At 70.8% G+C, this 24,262-nt stretch carries 25 protein-coding genes; 15 read left to right on the forward strand and 10 right to left on the reverse strand.

The window, feature by feature from the left end; translation table 11 throughout:
- The first annotated feature begins 121 nt into the window (after positions 1 to 121).
- From AB0C19_RS21270 to AB0C19_RS21300, 7 genes are all read left to right on the forward strand, one after another.
- Positions 122 to 769 (forward strand): hypothetical protein, encoded by a 648-nt coding sequence (locus AB0C19_RS21270; RefSeq protein ID WP_357187894.1) that lies wholly within the window; start codon positions 122 to 124, stop codon positions 767 to 769.
- Positions 770 to 911: 142 nt separating this feature from the next.
- Positions 912 to 1,847: an ATP-binding cassette domain-containing protein gene (locus tag AB0C19_RS21275; protein ID WP_357187896.1), complete on the forward strand. Its 936-nt coding sequence runs from the start codon at positions 912 to 914 to the stop codon at positions 1,845 to 1,847.
- On the forward strand, positions 1,844 to 2,656 hold the full coding sequence (locus tag AB0C19_RS21280; RefSeq protein WP_145789317.1) for an ABC transporter permease: 813 nt from the start codon (positions 1,844 to 1,846) through the stop codon (positions 2,654 to 2,656). The genes AB0C19_RS21275 and AB0C19_RS21280 overlap by 4 nt, the downstream gene beginning before the upstream one ends.
- A 275-nt stretch (positions 2,657 to 2,931) precedes the next feature.
- Positions 2,932 to 6,687 (forward strand): multifunctional oxoglutarate decarboxylase/oxoglutarate dehydrogenase thiamine pyrophosphate-binding subunit/dihydrolipoyllysine-residue succinyltransferase subunit, encoded by a 3,756-nt coding sequence (locus AB0C19_RS21285; RefSeq protein WP_357187898.1) that lies wholly within the window; start codon positions 2,932 to 2,934, stop codon positions 6,685 to 6,687.
- 159 nt (positions 6,688 to 6,846) lie between these two features.
- Complete coding sequence (locus AB0C19_RS21290; RefSeq protein ID WP_030490374.1) at positions 6,847 to 7,032, forward strand: DUF6104 family protein; 186 nt, start codon at positions 6,847 to 6,849, stop codon at positions 7,030 to 7,032.
- A 99-nt stretch (positions 7,033 to 7,131) separates the two neighbouring features.
- A complete protein-coding gene (gene pta, locus AB0C19_RS21295) occupies positions 7,132 to 9,201 on the forward strand; it encodes a phosphate acetyltransferase (protein ID WP_357187900.1) in 2,070 nt (689 codons plus the stop codon).
- Positions 9,198 to 10,313, forward strand: a complete 1,116-nt coding sequence (locus AB0C19_RS21300) for an acetate kinase (protein WP_357187902.1) — start codon at positions 9,198 to 9,200, stop codon at positions 10,311 to 10,313. Before pta ends, AB0C19_RS21300 begins: the two co-directional genes overlap by 4 nt.
- Positions 10,314 to 10,388: 75 nt before the next feature.
- On the opposite strand, the gene AB0C19_RS21305 is transcribed toward AB0C19_RS21300, so the two are convergent.
- The gene (locus AB0C19_RS21305; RefSeq protein WP_210784597.1) at positions 10,389 to 10,562 is read right to left on the reverse strand and encodes a hypothetical protein; all 174 of its coding nucleotides are present in this window, start codon (positions 10,560 to 10,562) and stop codon (positions 10,389 to 10,391) included.
- A gap of 381 nt (positions 10,563 to 10,943) precedes the next feature.
- Here AB0C19_RS21305 and AB0C19_RS21310 point away from each other — a divergent pair, with 381 nt between their 5' ends.
- Positions 10,944 to 11,489 carry an aminoglycoside adenylyltransferase gene (locus AB0C19_RS21310; RefSeq protein WP_357187903.1) on the forward strand — a complete coding sequence of 182 codons (546 nt, stop codon included), beginning with the start codon at positions 10,944 to 10,946 and terminating at the stop codon, positions 11,487 to 11,489.
- Here AB0C19_RS21310 and AB0C19_RS21315 read toward each other — a convergent pair.
- Positions 11,371 to 11,832 carry a MerR family transcriptional regulator gene (locus tag AB0C19_RS21315; RefSeq protein WP_357187905.1) on the reverse strand — a complete coding sequence of 154 codons (462 nt, stop codon included), beginning with the start codon at positions 11,830 to 11,832 and terminating at the stop codon, positions 11,371 to 11,373. The genes AB0C19_RS21310 and AB0C19_RS21315 overlap by 119 nt on opposite strands.
- A 92-nt stretch (positions 11,833 to 11,924) precedes the next feature.
- Between AB0C19_RS21315 and AB0C19_RS21320 the strand changes: the two genes are divergently transcribed.
- Positions 11,925 to 12,974 (forward strand): aldo/keto reductase, encoded by a 1,050-nt coding sequence (locus tag AB0C19_RS21320; protein WP_357187907.1) that lies wholly within the window; start codon positions 11,925 to 11,927, stop codon positions 12,972 to 12,974.
- 88 nt (positions 12,975 to 13,062) lie between these two features.
- Positions 13,063 to 14,028: a chlorophyllase gene (locus tag AB0C19_RS21325; RefSeq protein WP_357187909.1), complete on the forward strand. Its 966-nt coding sequence runs from the start codon at positions 13,063 to 13,065 to the stop codon at positions 14,026 to 14,028.
- Positions 14,029 to 14,147: 119 nt separating this feature from the next.
- On the opposite strand, the gene AB0C19_RS21330 is transcribed toward AB0C19_RS21325, so the two are convergent.
- From AB0C19_RS21330 to AB0C19_RS21340, 3 genes are all read right to left on the reverse strand, one after another.
- A complete protein-coding gene (locus AB0C19_RS21330; protein ID WP_357187911.1) occupies positions 14,148 to 15,110 on the reverse strand; it encodes a zinc-binding dehydrogenase in 963 nt (320 codons plus the stop codon).
- 138 nt (positions 15,111 to 15,248) lie between these two features.
- On the reverse strand, positions 15,249 to 16,427 hold the full coding sequence (locus AB0C19_RS21335; RefSeq protein WP_238688479.1) for an NADP-dependent malic enzyme: 1,179 nt from the start codon (positions 16,425 to 16,427) through the stop codon (positions 15,249 to 15,251).
- A gap of 145 nt (positions 16,428 to 16,572) precedes the next feature.
- Complete coding sequence (locus tag AB0C19_RS21340) at positions 16,573 to 16,923, reverse strand: S24/S26 family peptidase (protein ID WP_220090464.1); 351 nt, start codon at positions 16,921 to 16,923, stop codon at positions 16,573 to 16,575.
- A gap of 84 nt (positions 16,924 to 17,007) precedes the next feature.
- Between AB0C19_RS21340 and sodN the strand changes: the two genes are divergently transcribed.
- From sodN to AB0C19_RS21355, 3 genes are read left to right on the forward strand one after another with little or no spacing between them, the layout of a single operon-like run.
- Entirely contained in the window at positions 17,008 to 17,412 is a 405-nt protein-coding gene (gene sodN, locus AB0C19_RS21345) for a superoxide dismutase, Ni (protein WP_357187914.1), read from the forward strand.
- A complete protein-coding gene (locus tag AB0C19_RS21350; protein WP_357187916.1) occupies positions 17,409 to 17,984 on the forward strand; it encodes a GNAT family N-acetyltransferase in 576 nt (191 codons plus the stop codon). The genes sodN and AB0C19_RS21350 overlap by 4 nt, the downstream gene beginning before the upstream one ends.
- A gap of 32 nt (positions 17,985 to 18,016) precedes the next feature.
- Positions 18,017 to 18,424 (forward strand): ATP-binding protein, encoded by a 408-nt coding sequence (locus AB0C19_RS21355; protein WP_357187918.1) that lies wholly within the window; start codon positions 18,017 to 18,019, stop codon positions 18,422 to 18,424.
- 22 nt (positions 18,425 to 18,446) lie between these two features.
- Here the strand turns inward: AB0C19_RS21355 and AB0C19_RS21360 are convergent, their stop codons facing one another.
- Positions 18,447 to 18,836 (reverse strand): hypothetical protein, encoded by a 390-nt coding sequence (locus AB0C19_RS21360; protein ID WP_357187920.1) that lies wholly within the window; start codon positions 18,834 to 18,836, stop codon positions 18,447 to 18,449.
- A 43-nt stretch (positions 18,837 to 18,879) separates the two neighbouring features.
- On the opposite strand from AB0C19_RS21360, the gene AB0C19_RS21365 reads away from it, so the two are divergent.
- Both AB0C19_RS21365 and AB0C19_RS21370 read left to right on the forward strand, forming a co-directional pair.
- Positions 18,880 to 19,830: a diacylglycerol kinase family protein gene (locus AB0C19_RS21365; RefSeq protein WP_357187922.1), complete on the forward strand. Its 951-nt coding sequence runs from the start codon at positions 18,880 to 18,882 to the stop codon at positions 19,828 to 19,830.
- A gap of 448 nt (positions 19,831 to 20,278) precedes the next feature.
- Positions 20,279 to 20,536 carry a WhiB family transcriptional regulator gene (locus AB0C19_RS21370; RefSeq protein ID WP_088950012.1) on the forward strand — a complete coding sequence of 86 codons (258 nt, stop codon included), beginning with the start codon at positions 20,279 to 20,281 and terminating at the stop codon, positions 20,534 to 20,536.
- A gap of 87 nt (positions 20,537 to 20,623) precedes the next feature.
- Here AB0C19_RS21370 and AB0C19_RS21375 read toward each other — a convergent pair whose 3' ends face one another.
- Genes AB0C19_RS21375 through AB0C19_RS21390 form a run of 4 tightly spaced genes read right to left on the reverse strand, consistent with a single transcriptional unit; the run spans position 20,624 to position 24,037 of the window.
- The gene (locus tag AB0C19_RS21375) at positions 20,624 to 21,412 is read right to left on the reverse strand and encodes a CbiX/SirB N-terminal domain-containing protein (protein WP_357188070.1); all 789 of its coding nucleotides are present in this window, start codon (positions 21,410 to 21,412) and stop codon (positions 20,624 to 20,626) included.
- Positions 21,409 to 22,170, reverse strand: coding sequence for a phosphoadenylyl-sulfate reductase (locus tag AB0C19_RS21380; RefSeq protein WP_357187923.1), 762 nt, complete (start codon positions 22,168 to 22,170; stop codon positions 21,409 to 21,411). The genes AB0C19_RS21375 and AB0C19_RS21380 overlap by 4 nt, the downstream gene beginning before the upstream one ends.
- Positions 22,167 to 22,328 (reverse strand): hypothetical protein, encoded by a 162-nt coding sequence (locus tag AB0C19_RS21385; protein ID WP_165435836.1) that lies wholly within the window; start codon positions 22,326 to 22,328, stop codon positions 22,167 to 22,169. The genes AB0C19_RS21380 and AB0C19_RS21385 overlap by 4 nt, the downstream gene beginning before the upstream one ends.
- Entirely contained in the window at positions 22,325 to 24,037 is a 1,713-nt protein-coding gene (locus tag AB0C19_RS21390) for a nitrite/sulfite reductase (protein ID WP_357187925.1), read from the reverse strand. Before AB0C19_RS21390 ends, AB0C19_RS21385 begins: the two co-directional genes overlap by 4 nt.
- Between the last annotated feature and the right edge of the window lie 225 nt (positions 24,038 to 24,262).

Consider the following 24,262-nt stretch of genomic DNA (forward strand, 5'->3'; position numbering starts at 1 on the left):
CCACCGGTGTCGATCGGATGAACGCCGGCAGGCGAGACCGCTAGCGACGCCCGGCGCAGACCGTGCGAGGCTGCCGGACCAGGCCGGCGACGGCGCCGACACGCACCACCGGAGGTCGACGATGCGCATCGAAACCCGCTACAACGGGCCCACCGGTTCCGGCAACGGCGGCTGGAGCGCGGGGATCTTCGCTGCCGGGGCGGACGGCAGCGGGCCGGTGGAGGTGACACTGCGCCGGCCACCACCGCTGGACACCGAGCTGACACTGGTCGACGGCGAGGTCCGGGACCCGGCCGGCGAACTGGTGGCCGAGGTGCGCCCGGCCGGGGTGATCGATGCCGTCGTACCCAGTGTCGACCTGGAGACGGCGGTGGCTGCCGCGGCCCGCTACCCCGGCCTGGTCGAGCATCCGTTTCCCAGCTGTTACGTCTGCGGGCCCCAGCGGGCCGACGGGCTGCGGATCTTCCCCGGCCGGCTTCCCGATGGCCGGACCGCCGCGCCGTTCCGCGCGCCCGCACAGGTCAGCGCTGCCACGGTCTGGGCCGCGCTGGACTGCCCCGGTGGTTGGGCTGTGCTCGCGCCGGGCCGCCCGTACCTGCTGGGCCGGATCGCCGCCGAGGTCGCGACGCTGCCCGAGCCGGGCGACGAATGCGTGGTGACCGGGGCGTTGCTCCGCGTCGATGGGCGCAAGGCGCTCGTGCACACCAGCCTGTACGGCCCGGACGGGTCGCTGCTCGGCGCGGCGCGGGCAACCTGGATCGCCCGCTGAACCCATGCCGTAGTCCGTAGGGATGAGTCGCCTCCGTCCCGCGACGGAGGCAAACGTACTGACCGCGCCTGATTGACCTTGTTGCCACGGACCGTCACGCTGTGCCACGGCGTACCTCGACGCCACACACGGGAGGAGAACGATGACTGACGGGCAGCGAAGCCCCACCAGCGACGGTCAGATCGTGGTGTCCGGTCTGACGAAGCAGTACAAGAACGTCCGGGCGGTGAACAACCTGTCCTTCACCGTGGCGCCGGGACGGGTGACCGGCTTCCTCGGCCCGAACGGCGCAGGCAAGACCACCACGCTGCGCATGCTGCTGAATCTGGTCACGCCGACCGCCGGCACGGCCACCATCAGCGGCCACCGCTACGCCGACCTCGCCACCCCGCTGCGGCAGGTCGGCGCGGTGCTGGAGGCGTCCAGCGCGCACAAGGGCCGCACCGGCATCAACCACCTCCGGGTCATCTGCGCGGCGGCAGGGCTGCCCAAGCAGCGGGCCGACGAGGCGTTGGCACTGGTCGGGTTGACCCCGGCGGCGAAGCGCAAGTTCAAGGGTTACTCGCTGGGCATGAAGCAGCGGCTCGGCATCGCCGCCGCGATGCTCGGTGACCCCCGCGTGCTGATCCTCGACGAGCCGGCCAACGGGCTGGACCCGGAGGGCATCCGGTGGATGCGTGGGTTCCTCAAGAACCTCGCCCACGAGGGTCGTACGGTCCTGGTCTCCAGCCACCTGCTGTCGGAGATGCAGCTACTCGCCGACGATGTGGTGATCATCGCGGCCGGGCAGTTGGTCCGGCAGGGTCCGGTCGACCAGGTGCTCGGGTCGATGGCCCAGAGCGCCCGGGTCCGTGTCCGCACCCCGCAGGCCGAGGTGTTGGCCGCCGCCCTCAAGGCGCAGTCGGCGACCATCGAGACCGACGAGCAGGGTGTGCTGCTGGTCGGCGGGGTGGACGCCCCGACGATCGGCCGGTCCGCTCTCGCGGCCGGGGTCGAGCTGCACGAACTGACCACCGAACGGCCCGATCTGGAACGGGTCTTCCTGGAGCTGACGGCCGGAAAGGCGGGCATCCGATGAACCTGGTCCGATCCGAGCTACTCAAGATCCGTACCACCAGCACCTGGTGGTGGCTGGCCCTCGGGGCGTTCCTCTCGATCGCCCTGGCGTTCGCGATCAACGCGTGGTTGGCGGTCACGACGCTCGGCGGCGACGCCGAAGAGATCGGCGTCAGCGCCGAGCAGGCGACCGCGCCGGCGCAGGCGGCGAACCTCTACACCTCGGGGCAGTACCTCGGGCTGATGTTCGTGATGCTCATCGGCATCCTGATGGTCACCAACGAGTTCTTCCACCAGACCGCGACCACGACGTTCCTGACGACTCCCCGGCGTACGTCGGTCATCGTCAGCAAGCTCGTCGCCGCCAGCCTGCTCGGCTTCATGTTCTGGCTGGCGACCACGCTCATCGACCTGGCCGCCGGCGCGATCTTCCTGTCCGCGAACGACTACGGCACTCAGCTCGGCGAGTGGCCGGTGCAGCGGGCGCTGCTGTTCAACCTGCTGGCCTACGCCATCTGGACGATCCTCGGGGTGGGCATCGGCACGCTGATCACCAACCAGCTCGGAGCGGTGATCACGGCGGCGGTGCTCTATCTGATCGGCACCCAGGTGGTGGGTCTGCTGTTCCTGCTCCTGTCGAACGTGCTCGACAGCCAGGCGGTGCTCAAGTGGCAGGTGGTCTGGCCCGCTGTGGCATCCCAGGTCATGATCACGGAGGGCACCTCGGAGTTCACACCGTCCTGGTGGGTCGGCGCCCTGGTGCTGATCGGCTACGCGCTGGTCAGCGGAATCGCCGGAATCCTGCTGACCCGGCGGCGCGACATCGCCTGATGGCGTCTGCGACCCCGGAGCGGCAACGACACGCTGGCCGCTCCGGGGTCGACGTCACCGGCCGCGCGAGGGCCGGGTGTTACCAGTTCGACACTGTGCGCGCAGGCGTTGCTGAACTTCTGGCATCTTCTGTGAAACCGGCCACGGGACCGAGGCGGAAATGCCTGCGGGATCGGTACGGCGTAGCCTGGGAGCCATCCGTCCGTGCTCCTAATCGGGCGCGACGGACCCACCGCGTGCCACACAAACCCGCGTGAAAGAGGCGATTACCGGCCGTGTCGACCCAGCAGACTTCGCAGGAGAACCCACTGGCGGGTTTCGGCCCGAATGAGTGGATCGTCGAGGAGATGTACCAGCGCTACCTCGCCGACCCATCGAGCGTCGATTCGGCCTGGCACGACTTCTTCGCCGACTACCGACCGGCACCGGGAGCGGGCACCCCGCGCGGCGCCGAATCATCGGACAAGCCGGCCGCCGCCCCGGAGCCGGACGGTCAGCCGGAGGCAGCCGCCACCGTCGCCCAGCCGAGCGCCCCGGCCAAGCCGGCGACCGCGAGCAAGCCGGCCGCCGCCCAGCCGGCGCCGGCCAAGACCGCCGCTCCGGCCACGCCGAAGGCCGCGCCGGAGAAGGCCGCGCCGGCCAAGCCGGCCGCCAAGGCCGCCGCGCCGAGCGCCGACGGCCCGCAGACCACGCCGTTGCGGGGCGTCGCGGCGAAGATCGTCCAGAACATGGACGCCTCGCTGAGCGTGCCGACCGCTACCAGCGTGCGCGCGGTCCCGGCCAAGCTGCTGGTGGACAACCGCATCGTGATCAACAACCACCTCGCCCGTGGGCGGGGCGGCAAGGTCAGCTTCACCCACCTGGTCGGCTACGCGATGGTGCGCGCGCTGGTCCAGCACCCCGAGATGAACAACTCCTTCGCCGAGGCCAACGGCAAGCCGGCGGTGCTCCGCCCGGCACACGTCAACCTCGGCATCGCGATCGACCTCGCCAAGCCGGACGGCAGCCGCAACCTGGTGGTCCCCTCCATCAAGGGCTGCGAGCAGATGGACTTCCGGCAGTTCTGGCAGGCGTACGAGGACGTGGTCCGACGGGCGCGGCGCAACGAGCTGACCATGGAGGACTACTCCGGCACCACGATCTCGCTGACCAACCCGGGCGGCATCGGCACCGTGCACTCGATGCCGCGGCTCATGCAGGGGCAGAGCGCGATCATCGGCGTCGGCGCGATGGAGTACCCGGCCCCCTACCAGGGGATGTCCGAGGCGACCCTGGCCGAGCTGGCGGTCAGCAAGATCATCACGCTGACCAGCACGTACGACCACCGGATCATCCAGGGCGCGCAGTCCGGCGAGTTCCTCAAGGTGATGCACGAGCTGATCCTGGGCGAGCACGGTTTCTACGACCAGATCTTCACCGCGCTGCGCATCCCGTACGAGCCGGTGCGCTGGATGCGCGACGTCGCTGTCAACTCCGAGGGTCAGATCAACAAGACCGCCCGGGTGCACGAGCTGATCCACGCGTACCGGGTGCGCGGTCACCTGATGGCCGACACCGACCCACTGGAATTCAAGATCCGCAAGCACCCCGACCTGGACGTCCTCCAGCACGGGCTCACCCTGTGGGACCTGGACCGCGAGTTCCCGGTCAACGGCTTCGCCGGCCGGCAGCGGATGAAGCTCCGCGAGATCCTCGGCGTGCTGCGCGACTCGTACTGCCGCCGGGTCGGCATCGAGTACATGCACATCCAGGACCCGGAGGAGCGGCGCTGGGTCCAGGAACGGATCGAGCGCAAGTACGAGAAGCCGTCCGCCGACGAGCAGAAGCACGTGCTCAACCGACTCAACGCCGCCGAGGCGTTCGAGACCTTCCTGCAGACCAAGTACGTCGGCCAGAAGCGCTTCTCGCTGGAGGGTGGCGAGTCGTTGATCCCGCTGCTCGGCGAGGTGCTGGAGTCCTCCGCCGAGAACGGGCTGGACGAGGTCGTCATCGGCATGGCCCACCGGGGTCGGCTCAACGTGCTGGCCAACATCGTCGGCAAGCCCTACGAGAAGATCTTCTCGGAGTTCGAGGGTCACCTGGACCCGCGCTCGACGCAGGGCTCCGGCGACGTGAAGTACCACCTGGGTCAGAACGGCAAGTTCACCACCCCCGACGGCGAGCACGCGGTCAAGGTGTCGGTGGTGGCCAACCCGTCGCACCTGGAGGCCGTCGACCCGGTGCTGGAGGGCATCGTCCGGGCCAAGCAGGACCGGATCGACCTCAAGCTCGAGGGCTACACCGTGCTGCCGCTGGCGGTGCACGGTGACGCCGCCTTCGCCGGGCAGGGCGTGGTCGCCGAGACGCTCAACCTGTCCCAGCTGCGCGGCTACCGCACCGGCGGCACCGTGCACGTGGTGGTGAACAACCAGGTCGGCTTCACCACCGCCCCGGAGTACAGCCGGTCCAGCCTCTACAGCACCGACGTGGCCCGGATGATCCAGGCGCCGATCTTCCACGTCAACGGCGACGACCCGGAGGCAGTGGTCCGGGTGGCCCGGCTGGCCTTCGAATACCGGCAGACGTTCAACAAGGACGTCGTGATCGACATGGTCTGCTACCGCCGGCGCGGGCACAACGAGGGCGACGACCCGTCGATGTCCAACCCCCAGATGTACAAGATCATCGACTCGAAGCGCTCGGTCCGCAAGCTCTACACCGAGGAGCTGATCGGTCGCGGTGACATCACCGTGGAGGACGCGGAGGAGCTGCTGCGCGACTACCAGGCGCAGCTGGAGAAGGTCTTCAAGGCCACCCGGGACGCCGCCTCGGCGCCGCGCCAGCTCAACCGGCCGCGCCGCGAGGAGGAGCCGGAGCCGCAGGTCGACACCGCCACCGACGCGTCGGTGGTCAAGGCCATCGGCGAGGCGCACATCAACCTGCCGGAGGGCTTCACCCCGCACAAGCGGATCCAGCAGCTACTGGACCGGCGGGCCAAGATGTCGGTCGAGGGCAACATCGACTGGGGCTTCGGCGAGATCATCGCGCTCGGGGCGCTGCTGCACGACGGGGTCACCGTCCGGCTCGCCGGGCAGGACTCTCGTCGCGGCACGTTCGTCCAGCGGCACGCCTCCGTCGTCGACTCCCGCACCGGCGACGACTACCTGCCGCTGAAGTCGCTGACCGGCGACGGCGACCGCTCCCGGTTCTTCGTGCACGACTCGCTGCTCAGCGAGTACGCGGCGATGGGCTTCGAGTACGGCTACTCGGTGGAGAACATCAACGCCCTCGTCGCCTGGGAGGCCCAGTTCGGCGACTTCGTCAACGGCGCCCAGTCGGTGATCGACGAGTTCATCTCGTCCGGTGAGGTGAAGTGGGGCCAGCGCTCCGCCATCACCCTGCTGCTGCCGCACGGCCACGAGGGTCAGGGCCCGGACCACACCTCCGGCCGGCCGGAGCGGTTCCTGCAGATGTGCGCCGAGGACAACATGCGGGTGTCCATCCCGACGACCCCGGCGAACTACTTCCACCTGCTGCGCCGCCAGGCCCTGTCGCCCAAGCGCAAGCCGCTGGTGGTGTTCACGCCGAAGTCGCTGCTGCGGCACAAGCTCTGCGTCTCGTCGGTGGAGGACTTCACCACCGGCACCTTCCAGCCGGTGCTGCGCGACACGGCCGCCCCGGCGCCGGAGGCCGTGAAGCGGGTGCTGCTCTGCTCCGGCAAGGTCTACTACGACCTCTTCCAGGCCCGGCAGGAGCGCGGCGTCACCGACACCGCGATCCTCCGGTTGGAGCAGCTGTACCCGCTGCCGGTGGAGGAGATCCGGGCCGCCCTCGCGCAGTTCCCGAACGCGGAGGACTTCGCCTGGGTGCAGGAGGAGCCGGCCAACCAGGGTGGCTGGTCGTTCGTCGCGCTCAACCTGCTGGAGCACCTCACTGACGTTCGGCTGCGGCGGATCTCCCGTCCGGCCGCGGCCGCCCCGGCGGTCGGCTCGGCCAAGACCCACGAGGTCGAGCAGAACGCGCTGATCGAGGCGGCTCTCCCCCGCCCGTGACCTGACCTGAGCACGGAAGCCGGGGCAGGGCCGTTTCACCACGGTCCTGCCCCGGCTCTCGTAGGTCCGCCGGCTCGCCCACCCGCCGGCCGGTTGACCATCCACCCAGCACCCGCCCGGCCGCCCGAGCCGGACCGGGCCGAGCACAAGGACGTACCCATGTACTTCACCGACCGTGGCATCGAGGAGCTGGTCGAGCGCCGGGGCGAAGAGCAGGTGACCCTGGAGTGGCTCGGCGAGCGTCTGCGCGACTTCGTCGACCTCAACCCCGACTTCGAAACCCCCATCGAGCGCCTGGCAACCTACCTGGCCCGCCTGGACGACCCCGACGACGAAGACGCCTAACCCCTAACCCCGTTCCCCACCCGGTGATCAAGAAGTTTCGGTCACGATGGGGGCCGGAGCTGACGCAAACTTCTTGATCAACGGGCAGGGGGTGGGAACGTGGCTCGGAGTGTTTACCTCACCAGCGTGGGGTCCGGCGGGGGCAAGTCGACGATTGCCCTCGGGTTGGCGGAGTTGCTGTCCCGCCAGGTCGGGCGGATCGGCGTGTTCCGGCCGTTGGTGGCCGACACCGGCCAGGACCCGATCCTCGCCCTGCTGAGCGAGCGCTACCGGGTCGAGGTGCCGCTGTCCGAGCTGGCCGGGGCGAGCTACGCCGAGGCTTCGGCGCTGGTCGCCGACGGTCGACGGGAGCAGCTCATCTCCGCCATCGTCGAGCGCTACCGGGCGGTGGAGCGGCAGTGCCCGGCGGTGGTAGTGGTGGGCAGTGACTTCGACGAGCCGGGCGACCCGGCCCACCCCCGGGAGCTTGCCTTCAACGCCCGGCTGGCCACCGAGTTCGGCAGCGTGGTGGTGCCGGTGGTGGACGGCTTCGGGCAGGAGCCGGCGGCTGTCGCGTCGGCGATGCGGGGGGCGTACCACGACTTGGCCGACCTCGGCGCGACGGTGCTCGCGGTGATCGCCAACCGGGTGACCGAGCCGATGACGCTGCCCGACCTGCCGGTCCCCGCGTACGCCATCCCGGAGGTGCCGAGCGTGTCCGCGCCGACGGTGGCCGAGGTGGCGACGGCGCTCGGCGCCACCCTGCTGGCCGGGGACGACGCCGCGCTCGGTCGCGACGTGCTGGATTTCGTGGTCGGCGCGGCGCACGTGCCGACACTGTTGGGCCACCTCACCGAGGGCGCCCTGGTGATCACCCCCGGGGATCGGGCCGACCTGCTCGTCGCCGCGAGCGCCGCGCACGTGGCCGGGCAGGTGTCGGTGGCCGGGCTGGTACTCACCCTCGGCGAGCAGCCCGACCCCAGGGTCATGCGGCTGGTGGAGGGGCTCAACACCGGGTTGGCGGTGCTCTCCGTGCGTCTCGACAGCTACGACACGGTGGCCGCGTCCAGTCGCATCGAGGGCCGGCCCAGCGCGACAAATCCCCGCAAGGTGGAGGCCGCGCTCGGCGCGTTCGAACGCTGTGTGGACACCGACGACCTGGCTCGTCGGCTGCGGGTCAGCCGGTCGGCGCGGGTCACCCCACTGATGTTCGAGAACGAGCTGATCGACAGAGCCCGCTCGAAGCCCCGGCACCTGGTGTTGCCGGAGGGCACCGACGAGCGGATCCTGCGCGCGGCGGAGATCCTGCTTCGCCGTGGAGTGGCCGAGCTGACCGTGCTCGGCCGGCCGGACGACATCTCCCGACGTACCCGGGAGCTGGGCATCGACCTCGGCGACGTGCAGGTGGTCGACCCGGGCGCCAGCGAGTGGCGCGACGACTTCGCCGCCGAGTACGCCCGGCTGCGCGCCCACCGGGGCGTCACCGCCGAGTTGGCGCACGACATCGTCGCGCAGCCCAACTACTTCGGCACGCTGATGGTGGCCACCGGCCGCGCCGACGGCATGGTCTCCGGCGCCACGCACACCACCGCAGCGACCATCCGGCCGGCGTTCGAGATCATCCGTACGCTGCCGGACGTCTCGGTGGCCTCCAGCGTCTTCTTCATGCTGCTCGCCGACCGGGTGCTGGTCTACGGCGACTGCGCTGTCAACCGCGACCCGGACGCGGCCCAGCTCGCCGACATCGCGATCTCGTCGGCCGACACCGCCGCCCGGTTCGGCATCGAACCCCGGGTGGCCATGCTGTCGTACTCGACAGGCAGCTCCGGCGCGGGCGCCGACGTGGAGAAGGTCGCCGCGGCCACCGCGCTGGTCCGGGAGCGCCGGCCCGACCTGCTGGTCGAGGGGCCCATCCAGTACGACGCGGCGATCGACCCGGCGGTGGCGGCCACGAAGCTGCCCGACAGCCCCGTGGCAGGGCACGCAACGGTCTTCATCTTCCCGGACCTGAACACCGGCAACAACACGTACAAGGCGGTGCAGCGCTCGGCCGGGGCGGTCGCCGTCGGCCCGGTCATGCAGGGCCTGCGGCGGCCGGTGAACGACCTGTCGCGGGGCGCCACGGTGCCGGACATCGTCAACACCGTGGCGATCACCGCCATCCAGGCGGCCACCGAGGAGGCGTCGTGAGTCGGGTGCTTGTGCTCAACTGCGGGTCGTCGTCGGTGAAGTGGCGCCGCTACGACGGTGACCGGGCACTCGACCACGGCACCGTCGAGCGGATCGGTGAGCCCGGCGGCGGCCCGGCGGACCACGCCGAGGCGGTCCGGCAGATCCTGGACGGGCTGGACCTGACCGGGCTGACGGCGGTCGGACACCGGGTGGTGCACGGCGGCCGGACGTTCAGCGCGCCGGTGCTCGTCGACGACGCGGTGCTGGCCGCGATCAAGGATCTGGTGCCGCTCGCCCCGCTGCACAACCCGGCCAACCTGGCCGGCATCGAGGTGGCCCGCGCGGCGCTGCCGGACGTCCCGCAGGTCGCCGTCTTCGACACCGCGTTCCACCACACCCTGCCGGAGGCCGCCGCGACGTACGCGATCGACCGGCACACCGCCGAGCGGTACGACATCCGCCGGTACGGCTTCCACGGCACCTCGCACGCGTACGTGTCCCGGCGCACCGCCGAACTGCTGGGCCGCCCGTACGAGCAGGTCAACACGATCACCCTGCACCTGGGCAACGGGGCCAGCGCCTGCGCGGTGGCGAACGGTCGTAGCGTTGCCACCTCGATGGGCATGTCCCCGTTGCAGGGGCTGGTGATGGGCACCCGCAGCGGCGACGTGGACCCGACCGTGATCTTCCACCTGCGCCGCGAGGGCGGGCTGTCGGTGGACGACATCGACGACCTGCTCAACCACCGCAGCGGCCTGCTCGGGCTGACCGGAGTCAACGACATGCGCGAGGTGCTCGAACGCCGGGCTGCCGGTGACCGGGCGGCGGCGTTGGCCTTCGACGTGTACTGCCGGCGCATCACCGAGTACGTCGGGGCGTACTACGCACTGCTCGGTCGGGTCGACGCGATCGCCTTCACCGCCGGGGTCGGCGAGCACGCCGCGCCGGTGCGGGCCGCCGCGCTGGCCGGCCTGGGCCGGCTCGGAATCACAGTGGACGACGCCCGCAACGACGGCGAGGGCGACCGGTTGATCTCGCCCGACGGCGCCGAGGTGAGCGTCTGCGTCATCCGCACCGACGAGGAGCGGGAAATCGCCCGGCAGACCCGGGACGTGGTCGGGGCGGCCTGACGCCACTGAGGCGCGCACCCCCGGGAGGCCCGAGGGTGCGCGTTCGATCAGCCGGTCGCCAGCCAGGCGACTCGATCAGCCGGTCGCCAGCCAGGCGACGAGTGCCACCAGCACCACGACGACCACTGCCGCACCGATGATGAGCGGCAGGCGGGACGGGGCCTCCGTCGACGCCGCAGTCTCCGGCGTCTGATTGAAGGCGCGGAACGCCTCGGTGTTGCCGCTGGGGTCCGTGTAGTTCTCAGGCATGTCGGTGACCCTAGCGAAGCTCGCCACACGGCACCGTCCCCGGCCCGCGGCGTCCCACTGGTGGACCCGGCCGGCGGAGGGGACCCGACCGGGTGGCGGGTGCACCCGAGCCGGACGGCGGGGCCGCTACGCCCGCGCGGGCACCTACCGTGGAACGATGGGGGCGGGCCGGCTGTTGGCCGTACTGGTGCCAGCGCTGCTGGCCGGTTCTGCGCCGGCCACCGCCGTGGCTGGCGGGGCCACCGGGCCGGTGTCGGCGCGTCGGGCGCCCGAGGGGTCGTACGCCGTCGGCGTGCGTACGCTCACCCTCGATCCGCGCTCGGCGCGCCCCCTGAATTCCGCCCGGCCCACTGACCCGACCGACACCGGTACGGTCTTCCGGTGGACGAGCTTGCGCGCCGGCAGTTGGCGAGCATCGCCGAGGTCATCGCGGTGACCGGGGCGGACGGCATCCCGGTCTGGCTGCGGGGCGGCTGGGCGATGGACTTCCAGCTCGGCGCGGTGACCCGCCCGCACGTCGACGTCGACTGGTACTGCTGGCGCGACGACGCCGACCGGCTGGCCACCCTGTTGCTGGCCCGGGGTTGGCTTCCCGATCCGCGGATGCCGGTGGAGTCGCAGCTCGACCTGTTCGCCGCCGACGTGGAGGTCAGCTTCGCGTACCTGGGTCGTGATGCCGCCGGCCGACCGACGGTGGGTGCCGGGTCCTGGGCCGGCACCTCGCTGCCAGCCGGGATGCTGGACGCCCCACCCGGCCGGATCGGCCCGCTCACCGCGCCGACCATCTCGGTGGCGGCCCAGATCGAGTTCAAGCAGATGTACCCGGTCTGGATGCCGGAACGTCCCCGCCGCCCGAAGGACGCTGACGACCTGGCCCGGCTGCGCGCCGGTCCTGCTCAAGCAGATCCTCGTAAATCCCGACCTTGAAGGTGATCAGGTCCAGGCTCTGGGTGAGCCTGTCGATCTGGGAGGTGACGCGACAGTGGTGCTCGCGCAGGAGCGCGAGCCGTTCCTCCTCGTTGCCGGCGCCTTCCCGAACGAGGTCGGTGTAGCGGCGGAGCGCGGGCAGGGGCATGCCGGAGGCGCGGAGGATGATGCAGACGGTCAGCCAGTCCACGTCGTCCTGGGTGTAGCTGCGACGCCCGCCCGGCCCCCGGCGTACGGGACTGACGAAGAGGCCCTCCTGCTCGTAGAAGCGGAGGGTGTGCACGCTCAAGCCGGTGCGTTCGGCGATCTGTCCGATGCTCAGACTCGCGGTGACCTCAGGCATGCCGAGCAGGGTAACGAGGGGTTGACCTAGAGCCGACTCAAGCTCCTAGGGTGCGCGGTGATCGCTAGTGAATCACCCAAGGGAGCATTTACATGCGCTATCGCACGCTCGGCGGCACCGGCATCGAGGTCAGCACCCACTGCCTCGGGACCATGATGTTCGGCGCCGTCGGCAACCCCGACTACGACGACTGTGTCCGCATCATCCACACCGCTCTCGACCAGGGCATCAACGTCGTCGACACCGCCGACATGTACGGCCGGGGCGAGTCCGAGGAGATAGTGGGCAAGGCGCTGCGGGGGCGCCGGGACGACGTCGTGCTGGCCACCAAGGTGCACTTTCCGATGGGCGAGGGGCCCAACCAGGGCGGCAACTCGCGGCGGTGGATCCTCAAGGCCGTCGAGGGCAGCCTGCGGCGGTTGAACACCGACTGGATCGACCTCTACCAGATCCACCGTCCCGACCCCTCGACCGACATCGAGGAGACCCTTTCGGTGCTCACCGACCTCGTCCGCGACGGGAAGATCCGCGCTTTCGGCTGCTCGACCTTCCCGGCCGAGGAGATCGTCGAGGCGCACCAGGTGTCCGAGCGTCGTGGCCTCGGACGCCTGCGCACCGAGCAGCCGCCGTACTCGATCCTGGCCCGCGGCGTCGAGGCGTCGACCCTCCCGGTCTGCCAGCGCTACGGCATGGGGGTGCTGGTCTGGAGCCCGCTCGCCTTCGGGTTCCTCAGCGGCAAGTACCGCAGGGACCAGCCGATCGACCTGTCGACCGGGCGGGCCGTGCTCCGGCCGGCACAGTTCGACCCCACGATCGCCGAGAACGCCGCCAAGCTCGACATCGTGGAACAGCTCGTCGACCTCGCCACGAGCATCGGTTGCACGCTCCCGCAGCTCGCCATCGCCTTCACAGTGGCCCATCCGGCCGTCAGCTCGGCGATCATCGGACCGCGAACCATGCCGCAACTGGAAGACCTGCTCAAGGGCGCCACGCTCATCCTGGACGACGCGACCCTCGACCGGATCGACGAGATCGTTCCGCCCGGAACGAACCGGTACAACCCCAACGCCGCCTTCCCTCCGCGCGCGCTGACCGACACCGCACGGCGGCGACGCCCGCTCGCCGAACGTGCTGCGGCCTGACACCGGCCGCGCAGCGCTAGGTGAGTCGACGGGCACACCGCGTCGAAGTCCACCGGGCACGTCCGTCGGGCAAGGCACAATCGGATTCATGCCACGTCGCGTCACCCCCGCCCTGCTGGCCAGCGCCGTACTCATGGCCGGTCTGGTCGGCTGCTCGGCGGACGCCAGGAAGACCGAGAGCCAGCAGGCGCCCGTCGAACCACCGCCCGCCGCCACGCCGACACCGCAGGTCCCCGCCGGCAAGGCCCCGCAACGCGCCTTCGCGGTCGGCGTACGCCAGCTCAAGCTGAACCGGGACGGCCGTGCGCTGCCGACGACGCTCTGGTACCCGGCGGCCGGGCAGTCCGGCGGCGCGGCCAAGCGGTCGGCGACTGCGGCGCAGGGCCGGTTCCCGGTGGTGATGTTCAGTCACGGCCTGGGTGGGCGACCGGACGACTACGCCACGCTGCTGACCCGCTGGGCGGCGGCGGGTTTCGTGGTGGCCGCGCCGACGTTCCCGCACACCTCGCGGGGCGCTGACAACAACGTCCTCGACGTGCTCAACCAACCCGCCGACGTGTCGTACGCGTTGGACCAGGTGCTGGCGTTGGACGGCAAGGCCGGCGACGCGTTGCGCGGCCGGTTGGACGGCGAGCGGGTGGCCGCCGCCGGGCACTCCGCGGGCGGGGTGACCACCATCGGCCTGTTCACCGCGAGCCGGGACGAGCGGCTGGACGCGGGTGTGGTGTTCGCGGGCACGGCGCTCGGCGTGGGCACCGCGTTCGCCGGTGCGGCCGCACCGCAACTGTTCGTGCACGGCGAGTTGGACGAGGTGGTCGAGTACGCGGCGGGCAGGGCCGCGTACGACAAGGTGCCCTGGCCGAAGGCGATGCTGAGCCTGCCCAAGGGCGACCACGGGCGGGCGCTGCTCAGCGACGGCGCGACGCTGCGGGTCGTCTCGGACACGTCTGTCGAGTTCCTGCGCTGGTCGCTCTACGGCGACGCGGACGCCAAGAAGCGCATTCCCACCGACGCGACGCGCGGGGACATCGCCACCTTCGACGACCACCTCTGAGGCCCGCCGCCGACCAAGCGAAGATCCGCGCAACATCGGGGATGTTGCTGCCTCGGCACGGCGAGAGGCAGCAGTTTACCTGATGTTGTGCGGATCTTGCCGCAGCGATGCGGTGCGCGTCAGGCGGTGTGGTCGATGACGACCTTGCCGAAGGCGTCGCCGGAATGCAGTCGGGCGAAGGCGTCCTCGACCCGGCTGAACGGGATCACGCTGTCCACCACCGGGCGGACCTCGTTGTCGGAGCAGAACGCCAGCAGCTCGTACAGCTCGCCGGGCGTGCCCATCGAGGTGCCCAGGATCTCCAACTGCATGGCGAAGACCCGGCGCAGATTGACCGACGGCTCGTGCCCGGCGGTCGCGCCGGAGACCACGATCCGGGCCATCGGCGCGGCCGACTTCAGCGAGTGGTCGAAGGTCGCCGCGCCGACCGTCTCGATCACCACGTCCACCCGCTCCGGCAGTCGGGCACCGGGCTCCACTGCGATGGCGCCGAGCGCCGAGATCCGGTCCCGCTTGACGGCGTCGCGGCTGGTCGCGTACACCCGCTTGCCCATCGCGACGGCGAGCGCGACGGCCGCTGTGGCCACGCCGCCGCCCGCGCCCTGGACCAGCACGCTGTCGGCGTCCGCGACGCGGCCCTTTGTGGTCAGCATCCGCCACGCGGTCAGCCAGGCCGTGGGCAGGCACGCCGCGTCGGTAGCCGCCATGCCGTCGGGCAGCGGGATCAGATTCGATCGGGGTACGACCACCCGCTCGGCGAGCGTCCCGGCAAAGTGCTCGGAGAGGATGGAGACCCCGCGCGGGTCACCAGGCGTGACGACCACCGGGTACACGACCACCGGGCGCCCCTCCGGGTCCAGCCCGACCGCGTCGCAGCCGAGGATCATCGGCAGCTGGGGCTCGGTGAGACCCACCCCGCGCAGCGACCAGAGGTCGTGGTGGTTGAGCGAGGTGGCCCGCAACTGCACGGTCACCCAGTCGTCGGCCGGAGGGGTCGGCTCGGGCCGCTCGCCGACGGTGAGCGCGGCGAGCGGATCGGCGTCGTCGAAACGGGAGGCAAAGGCAGCACGCATGATCGGCACGGTAACAAGCTGAGCGCTCGTTAAGAAGCCGTGCGCGCAGGCCGGCGGCGCATGCTGCGCCGGAGCGCCCCCGGCCCACGCGTGCGCGCACACCAGCGGCGCATGCTGCGCCGGGGCGCCCCCGGCCCACGCGTGCGCTCAGCGGCGGGCGACGCCGTCGCGGCGGGCGGCTTCGGCGACGGCCTCGGCCACGGCCGGCGCGACGCGCGGGTCGAGCGGGGACGGAACGATCGCGTCGGCGGTCAGGGACTCCGCCACCACACCGGCGATGGCGTCCGCGGCGGCGACCTTCATCGCCTCGGTGATCCGGGTGGCGCCGGCATCCAGCGCGCCGCGGAACACACCGGGGAAGGCCAACACGTTGTTGATCTGGTTGGGGTAGTCGCTGCGCCCGGTGGCGACCACAGCGACGTGCCGGGCGGCCACCTCGGGGTGCACCTCGGGGGTCGGGTTCGCCAGCGCGAACACGATCCCGCCGGGCGCCATCCCGGCCACCGCGGCCTCGGGGATCTGCCCGCCGGAGACCCCGACCAGCACGTCCGCGTCGCGCAACGCCTCGGTGATGTCGCCGTGGCGGCCGTCGGCGTTGGTGCTCGCCGCCAGCTCGGCCTTGGTGCCGGTCAGCTCGGTGCGGTGCCGGCCGATGATCCCCTTGGAGTCGCAGACCACCACCTGGTCGGGGTTGACGCCCCCGGCGATCAGCATCTTCGTCACTGCCACGCCGGCCGCGCCCGCGCCGCTCACCGCCACCCGCAGGTCACCGAGCTTGCGGTCGAGCAACATCGCGGCGTTGCGCAGCGCGGCCAGCACCACGATGGCGGTGCCGTGCTGGTCGTCGTGGAAGACCGGGATGTCCAGTGCCTCGTCGAGCCGACGCTCGATCTCGAAGCAACGCGGCGCGCTGATGTCCTCCAGGTTGATCCCACCGAACGAGGGCGCCAGCGCCCGCACCACCGCGACGATCTCGTCCACGTCCTGGGTGTCCAGGCACACAGGCACCGCGTCCACCCCGGCGAACTGCTTGAACAGCACCGCCTTGCCCTCCATCACCGGCAGCGCGGCCCGGGGGCCGATGTTGCCCAGCCCGAGCACCGCCGAGCCGTCGGTGACCACCGCTACCGTGTGCGACACCCAGGTGTAGTCGTCCACCAGGGCGGGGTCGGCGGCGATCGCCTCACACACCCGGGCCACCCCCGGGGTGTACGCCAGGGAGAGGTCCTCCCGGCTGGTGAGGGGCACTGTCGAGGTGACGGCCATCTTGCCGCCCCGGTGCAGTAGGAAGACGGGATCAGCGGGGTCCACGGTGGACGAAGACATGGTGGTGACTCCAGGATCTGTCGAGCAGATGTGAGGCGGCCGGCCCCGCCGCGAGGTGGGCGGCGAGCTGTGGCACGCGGTGCGGGGGGTCACCCGGGCACTTTCCGAGCATAGTGTCGGCACCACCCCCCGGATGTGAGCAGGGTCATAACTGACGTCGAGGTACCCGTCCGGGGCGGGGCCAGTAGCGGGCCACCACCCGTCCTCGTACGTCGGCCACGCCGTACGCTCGGGAGTCATCGGTGATCAGGTCGTTGTCGCCGCGCAGCCACCAGCCGCCGTCCTGCGGCCGGACCGCACGCTTCACCACCAGCAGATCGGGCCGGGTCCGGAAGACCGCGACCACCACGTCACCGGCACGGATCGGGCGACCACCGGGACGAACCAGCACCGCGTCGCCGTGCCGCAGGGTCGGGGCCATGGACGGGCCGGTCACCAGAACGGCGGTCAGCGGCCTGCGCAACCGGGGCACCTCAGCCGGGTGATCGGCGGCCACTGGTTTCACCTCCACCCCGTTCGGGGAGCATTCCCAGGAGTAATGTCGCCTTTGATCATCGCAAACTTCCCATGGAGGATCCCGATGCGACTTCCGCGCATCCTTGCGCCCCGCGTCAGCGCGAGCGCTCACTGCGACCTGCCGTGTGGTGTCTACGACCCGGCTCAGGCCCGGATCGAGGCCGAATCGGTCAAAATGATCTGCGAGAAGTACCAGGCGAACACCGACCCGGAGTTCCGTACCCGCGCCATCATCATCAAGGAGCAGCGCGCCGAGCTGGTCAAGCACCACCTCTGGGTGCTGTGGACCGACTACTTCAAGCCGCCGCACTTCGAGAAGTACCCGAACCTGCACAGCCTGTTCAACGAGGCCACCAAGCTCGCCGGCGCCGGTGGCGTCAAGGGCAGCCTCGACCCGGCCACCGCCGACAAGCTCCTCGCGAAGATCGACGAGATCTCGAAGATCTTCTGGGAGACCAAGAAGGCGTGACCTCCCCGGTCATCCCGACGATCCGGCCGGCACGTCCCGAGGACGTGCCGGCCGTCGTCGCCATGGTGCACGAGTTGGCCGAGTACGAGCGCGCCCCGGAGCAGTGCCACCTCACCACCGAGCAGCTGACCTCGGCGCTCTTTACGACTGCTCCAGGTCGCGGCGTGGCGTCAGACGCGCCAAGCTGGAGCGGTCGTACGACCGCTCCGGCGCTCTACGGTCACGTCGCTGTGGACGCGCACGACGAGCCGGTCGGCTTCGCGCTGTGGTTCCTCAACTTCTCCACCTGGGCCGGCGTGCACGGCATCCACCTGGAGGACCTCTACGTCCGGCCGGCCGTCCGGGGCACCGGAGCCGGTCGACTGCTGCTCGCCGCGCTGGCCGACATCTGCGTGCGACGCGGCTACCAGCGGCTGGAGTGGTGGATGATCGACTGGAATCCGGCCGCCGGCTTCTACGCCTCGATCGGTGCCGAACAGATGAGCGAGTGGGTTCCCTACCGACTCAGCGGCGCCGCGCTCCGCGAGCTGGCCGAGCACGCCACCACCGCCGGCACGCGTATGGGCGACTGACCGGGTAGAGTCCCCGACCGGGGGGATGAGGCGTGACTCAACTGACTGGCCAGCCAGCGACCGACGACGACGTGGTGCACCTCACGGTGCCTGCCGACGGCGGTTACCTCGGCGTGCTCCGCACCGCCACCGCCGGTCTCGCGGCCCGGTTGCAGTTCGCGCTCGACGAGATCGAGGATCTGCGGATCGCTGTCGACGAGGCGTGCGCCATGCTGCTCGCCATCGCCACCCGCGACGCCGAGTTGGAGTGCCGCTTCGCGGTCACCGAGGACGCGCTGACCGTCGAGGTGACGGTGCCGACCGTGCGCGGTGCCACCCTGCCCGCCGAGTCGTCCTTCGCCTGGAAGGTGCTCACCGCACTGACCACCTCGGCGTCCGCCACCTCCGCCGACAATCGGGCCACTATCGCGCTGCTCACCCGCCGCTCCGGCGGCTACTGACCGGTTCGACGCACCGGCGCGGTCACTCGAAGCCGAGGGCCCGGGTCGTCGGTGGGCAGATCAGCAGCCAGGCCACGCCCAGGCCGAGGGCCATCAGCGGCACGCCCAGCCAGCCCAGGCCGGCCTGGATCATGAACCACCCGATCGGCAGCAGCATCAGCTGAAGCACTATCGCGGGGGCTCGTGCGCCCGCCTGACGGCGCAGCAGCGCGCGGCCCAGGGCCCAGAGCACGACGGCCGCCCCGATGGCGAACACTGTCACCAGCAATGCCACCAGCAGGTCGGTGCGGGTAGCCGTGAGGTCGGCCCAGACCAGCCAGACGGCGATCAGCCCGACGACGGCCGCCTCCGCCCACAGCAGCCGGACCGCCCAGCGGAGCGTGACGGGGATCGGGTCCGAGTCGATGGTCACGCGCGCCACGATACCCGGGCTGCCGGAAGGTACAGTGCCGCCCATGCGGGCCGTCCTGGTGGTCAATCCGAAGGCCACCACCACCAGCGAACGCAGCCGGGACGTGCTCGTCCGGGCGCTGCGCAGCGAAGTCGATCTCAGCGTGCGCTACACACGTCGGCGTGGACACGCCGTGGCGCTGGCCCGGGAGGCAGCCGCCGAGGGCGTCGACCTGGTCGTCACCCTGGGTGGCGATGGCACTGTGAACGAGGTGGTGAACGGTCTGATGACGGCCGAGCCGCCGACTCGCGCCGACGACGCGCCGATGGCCGAGCGACTGCCCGCGCTGGCGACCGTCCCCGGTGGCTCGACAAACGTGTTCGCCCGCGCTGTGGGTCTGCCCCGGGAGTGGCCGGAGGCGACCAGCATGATCCTGGAAGGGCTGCGGCTGGGCCGGAGCCGGACGGTGGGGCTGGGCCTCGCCGACGACCGCTACTTCACCTTCTGCGCTGGCTTCGGCCTGGACGCCGCTGTGATCCACCGGGTGGAGCAGGCCCGGCGGAAGGGGCGGGTCTCCACACCGTCGCTCTATCTGCGTTCGATCATGAATCAGTACTTCTTCGCCTCGGACCGGCGGCACCCGGCGATCGTCCTGGAGCGTCCCGGCGAGCCGGCGGAGGCCGAGCTGGCGACCGTCATCATCCAGAACACGGCGCCGTGGACGTACCTGGGCGACCGGGAGGTCAACCCGAACCCGGCGGCGTCGTTCGATCTCGGGCTGGATGTGCTGGCGTTGCGTCAGCTCCGGGTGGCTAGCACAACACGGACAGTGACGCAGTTCCTGTCCCGGCAACCGGATCCACGTGGCCGACAGGTGTTACGACTCCATGACACGGCGGAGTTCACGCTGGTCTCCAGCCGTCCGCAGGCGTTCCAGCTGGACGGGGACTATCTCGGCGAGCGGGAGAAAGTCAGATTCACCTCCGTTCCGGCCGCACTGAGAGTAATCTGCTAGGTCTCGGGTACTGCCCTTGGTCGACACGGTGGCCACAACCGATCGACTTGGTCGCCGCCACACCGAGGGGCAGGTGCCGGAAATGTCAGCAATGTCACGCGGACTGTACTATATTGATCCTCGACTGTGGCACGGCGGGTAACCAGGAAAGCACTGGAACCCGGACAAATGGGTTGTGGGCTTGCTCACCGCCCGGAGTTTTTCCGAGCGTCACCCTTGACATCGCGTTTGTTCGTGAAAGTATTCACAAGCGAACTTGAGTTACCGGGACATTGCCTGGATACGCTCGTCAGGTTGAGCTGTTCCAGCAGGCCCCCGGGGCTAACTGCCTGCTCACGCACTGCCGAATGGACGGACGCTAACTGTCACCATCGGCACGCGGATGCATATAGGAAAAGCACGACCAAGCAATTGTTGCCACCCATCCAGAATGAGGAGTGTTGCCGCCATGGACTGGCGTCACCATAGTGTCTGCCGTGACGAGGACCCGGAGCTGTTCTTCCCGATCGGGACGTCCGGTCCGGCTCTCCTGCAGGTCGAGCAGGCCAAGGCCGTCTGCAGGCGCTGCTCCGTGACCGACCAGTGCCTGCAGTGGGCACTCGAGTCAGGTCAGGACGCCGGCGTCTGGGGCGGAATGAGCGAGGAGGAGCGGCGCGCCGTCAAGCGGCGCGGCGGTCTCCGGGTGTTGCGCGCTCACTCCGCCTGATTCCCAACACACAGCTGTACGCCCCGGTGGGTTCGCCCACCGGGGCGTTCTGCTGTCACGGCACCGATCAGACAGTGCCGGCACGGGTCAGCCCGTAGGCGCCAGCACGGGCCGGTCGTCGACCCGACGTAGCACCAACTCGACCAGCTCCGGTGCGTCGGTAAGCGGCGCGGCTACCGCCACCGCACCCGCCACCCCGGCCGCCTCGGTCACCGCGTCGTGGAACAGCCCCGGCGCCAGGAAGTACGCGGACACCGCGACCCGGCGCGCGCCGGCCGCCCGCAACCGGGACACCGCCACACCGGCCGCCGGTGGAGCCGCCGAGGCGTACGCCACCCGGCAGGGCACCCCGAACTCCACGCCGAGCGCGTCGGCGACCCGGCCCACCGATCGTCGCGCCCGCGCGTCCCGAGTGCCCGCCGCGGCCAGCACCAACGCGTCGAAGCGACCGGGACGCGTCTCGCCCAGCCGTCGGCACAGCCCGGCCAGCAGTCCAGGGTCGGGTGTGCCCCCCGCCGGCCCGAGCACATCGGTCACCCGTACCGACAGGGGTGGCCCGGACCGCGCCGCCGCGGCGACCGCCGCCGGAATGTCCACCCGATTGTGGTACGCGGCGGTCAGCAGCAGAGGCACCAGCACAGCCCGGCGGTGGCCGGCCACGGCCAGGTCGCGCAGCACCTCGGTCGGCCCCGGCGCGGTGTGGTCCAGCCAACTCGCCCACACCGGTGTGCCCGGCCGGGCCGCCGACACCGCCCGAGCCAGCGCCCGGGTGGCATCGGCGGCTCGTGGGTCACGGCTGCCGTGCGCGACAAGCACCACCGGGTCCGCCCCGCCGGCCGCACCGGGACCGATCAGGGGCGCCGCCGGGGAGGTCAGACGTGCAGCCCGCACTCGGTCTTCTCGAACATGGCCCACCGGCCGGCTCGCGCGTCCTCGCCGGCCTTCGTACGGCGGGTGCACGGCCAGCAGCCGATCGAGCCGTAACCCTGCTTGAACAGCTCGTTGACAGGCACGTTGAAGCGGGCGATGTAGGAGTCCACATCCTTCTGCGACCAGGCCGCGATCGGGTTGACCTTGACCTTGCCCCGACGCGCGTCGAAGGTGACCACAGGTGTGTTGGCCCGGCTCGGCGACTCGTCCCGGCGCAGACCGGCAGCCCAGGCGTCGTACCCGGTCAGCGCCCGCTCCAGTGGCTCCACCTTGCGCAACTGGCAGCAGTCGTCCGGCGACTTGTTGAACAGCCGAGGGCCGTACTGGCCGTCCTGCTGGCCGACTGTGAGCCGGGGCCGGATCGACCTGACGTTCACCGGCAGCGTCCGGGCGACCTCGTCGCGTACCCGCAGCGTCTCCGGGAAGTGCAGGCCGGTGTCGAGGAAGACCACGTCCACCCCGGGGGCCACCCGGGAGACCAGGTGCGCCAGCACGGCGTCGGCCATCGAGCTGGTGACGCAGAACCGGTCACCGAAGGTCTGCGCCGCCCAGCGGGCGATCTCCAGTGCCGGGGCGCCCTCCAGGTCCCGAGCGGCCTGCTCGGCCAGGGCCCGCAGCTCGGCGGGGTCGCGCCGGGCCGGGTCGGCCGGCGTCGAGCCGCCCGGGCCCACCAGGCGCAGGCTCGCGGCCGAGACGAGACTCATGAGGTCACCGCCCGACTCAGCAACCCGGTGAACTTCACCGAGAAGACCCGGGTGCAGGCGTGGCACTCCCAGGCGCCGTGACCCGCCTCGTGCGGCCGTAGGTCCTCCTCGCCGCAGTACGGGCAGTACAGAGGTGCCGCTCGGTTCTCGCTGCTCACCGCAGTTCCTCCTCGTCGACTCTGATCACCCAGTTGGCGAACGTCTCGCCCTCGCTCCGACCGGCCAGGTAGCGACGGGCCAGCCGTTCCACGTACTCCGGAAGTTCGTCGGCGGTGGTCTTCAGGCCGCGAAGCTTGCGGCCGAAACCGGCGGTCTGCCCCTGGGCCATGCCCAGCCCGCCGCCCAGGTGCACCTGGAAACCCTCGACCTGCCGGCCGTCCGGGCCGACCACCAGTTGACCCTTGAGCCCGATGTCGGCCACCTGGGTGCGTGCGCACGCGTTCGGGCAGCCGTTGATGTGGATCGAGATGTCCGCGTCGAAGTCGCGCAGCCGCTGCTCCAGCCGGGCCACCAACTCCTCGCCGCGGGCCTTCGTCTCGACGATGGCGAGCTTGCAGTACTCGATGCCGGTGCACGCCATCGTGCCGCGCCGCCAGGCCGACGGCCGGGCCTCCAGACCGATCCCGCGCAGCGCGTCGATCAGCGACTCCGTCCGCTCCGACGGCACGTCGAGCACCAGCAGCTTCTGGTACGGGGTGAGCCGCACCCGGTCGCTGCCGTGCGCCTCGACCACGTCGGCCAACTGGCTGAGCTGCGCGCCGGAGACCCGCCCGACCACCGGAGCGGCGCCCACGTAGTACCGCCCGTCGGCCTGCTCGTGCACGCCCACGTGGTCGACCGGCTTCGACGGCAGGACCGGTGCCGGGCCGTCGAGCAGCGTACGACCGAGGTAGTCCTTCTCCAGGACCTCGCGGAAGCGCTCCACGCCCCAGTCGGCCACCAGGAACTTCAACCGGGCCCGGTTGCGCAGTCGGCGGTAGCCGTAGTCGCGGAAGATCCCGACCACCCCGGCCCACACGTCCGGCACCTCGGCCAGCGGCACCCAGACGCCGAGCCGCTTCGCGAGCATCGGGTTGGTGGAGAGGCCCCCGCCGACCCACACGTCGAAGCCGGGCCCGTGCTCCGGGTGGTCGACACCGAGCAATGCGATGTCGTTCGACTCGTACGGGGTGTCCACCAGCCAGGAGATCGACGTCTTGAACTTGCGGGGCAGGTTGGAGAACTGCTTGTCGCCGACGTACCGGGAGACGATCTCGTCGATCGCCGGTGTCGGGTCGAGCAGTTCGTCGCGGGCCACCCCGGCGACCGGGCTGCCCAGCACGATCCGCGGGCAGTCGCCGCACGCCTCGGTGGTCTGAAGGCCGACCGACTCCAGCCGGCGCCAGATCTCCGGCATGTCCTCGACCCGGATCCAGTGGTACTGGATGTTCTGCCGGTCGGTGATGTCGGCGGTGTCCCGCGCGAACTCCCGGGAGATGTCCGCGATCACCCGCAGCTGGGCAAGGCTGAGCTGCCCGCCGTCGATGCGGACCCGGAGCATGAAGAACTCGTCCTCCAGCTCGTGCGGCTCCAGCACTGCGGTACGCCCGCCGTCGATGCCCGCCTTGCGCTGGGTGTAGAGGCCCCACCAGCGGAACCGCCCCCGCAGATCCTGTGGGTCGATCGAGGCGAAGCCGCGGTGCGCGTAGATGGTCTCGATGCGGGCCCGGACGTTGAGCGGGTCGTCGTCCTTCTTGATCCGCTCGTTGGGGTTGAGCGGCTCGCGGTGGCCGAGCGCCCACTGGCCCTCACCCCGTGGCCGGCGCGGCGCTCGGGTCGGGCGAGCCGTCGGGTCCTCGGAACGGGCCGGGATGCTGCTGACCGCCATCGCGGCGTCCTCCGTTGTCTGCTGTGCCTCGGGATACGCGGGGCGCGGCGGCCGGCCCGGCGAAGCGGGCGGGACAACGGTGTCTTCAGACAGCCGGCGCGGAGCGCGCCCGAGACAGAATGGTCGGGCGTCGTCAGTAGGCCGGACAGATCGCGCTGCGCACGCGGCCGTAATCGACGTGGCGACGTGCCACGAAGCGGCGGACGACTGCGGCGGTCATGGGCC

Source organism: Micromonospora sp. NPDC048842, assembly GCF_040649935.1.
Classification (GTDB): domain Bacteria; phylum Actinomycetota; class Actinomycetes; order Mycobacteriales; family Micromonosporaceae; genus Micromonospora; species Micromonospora hortensis.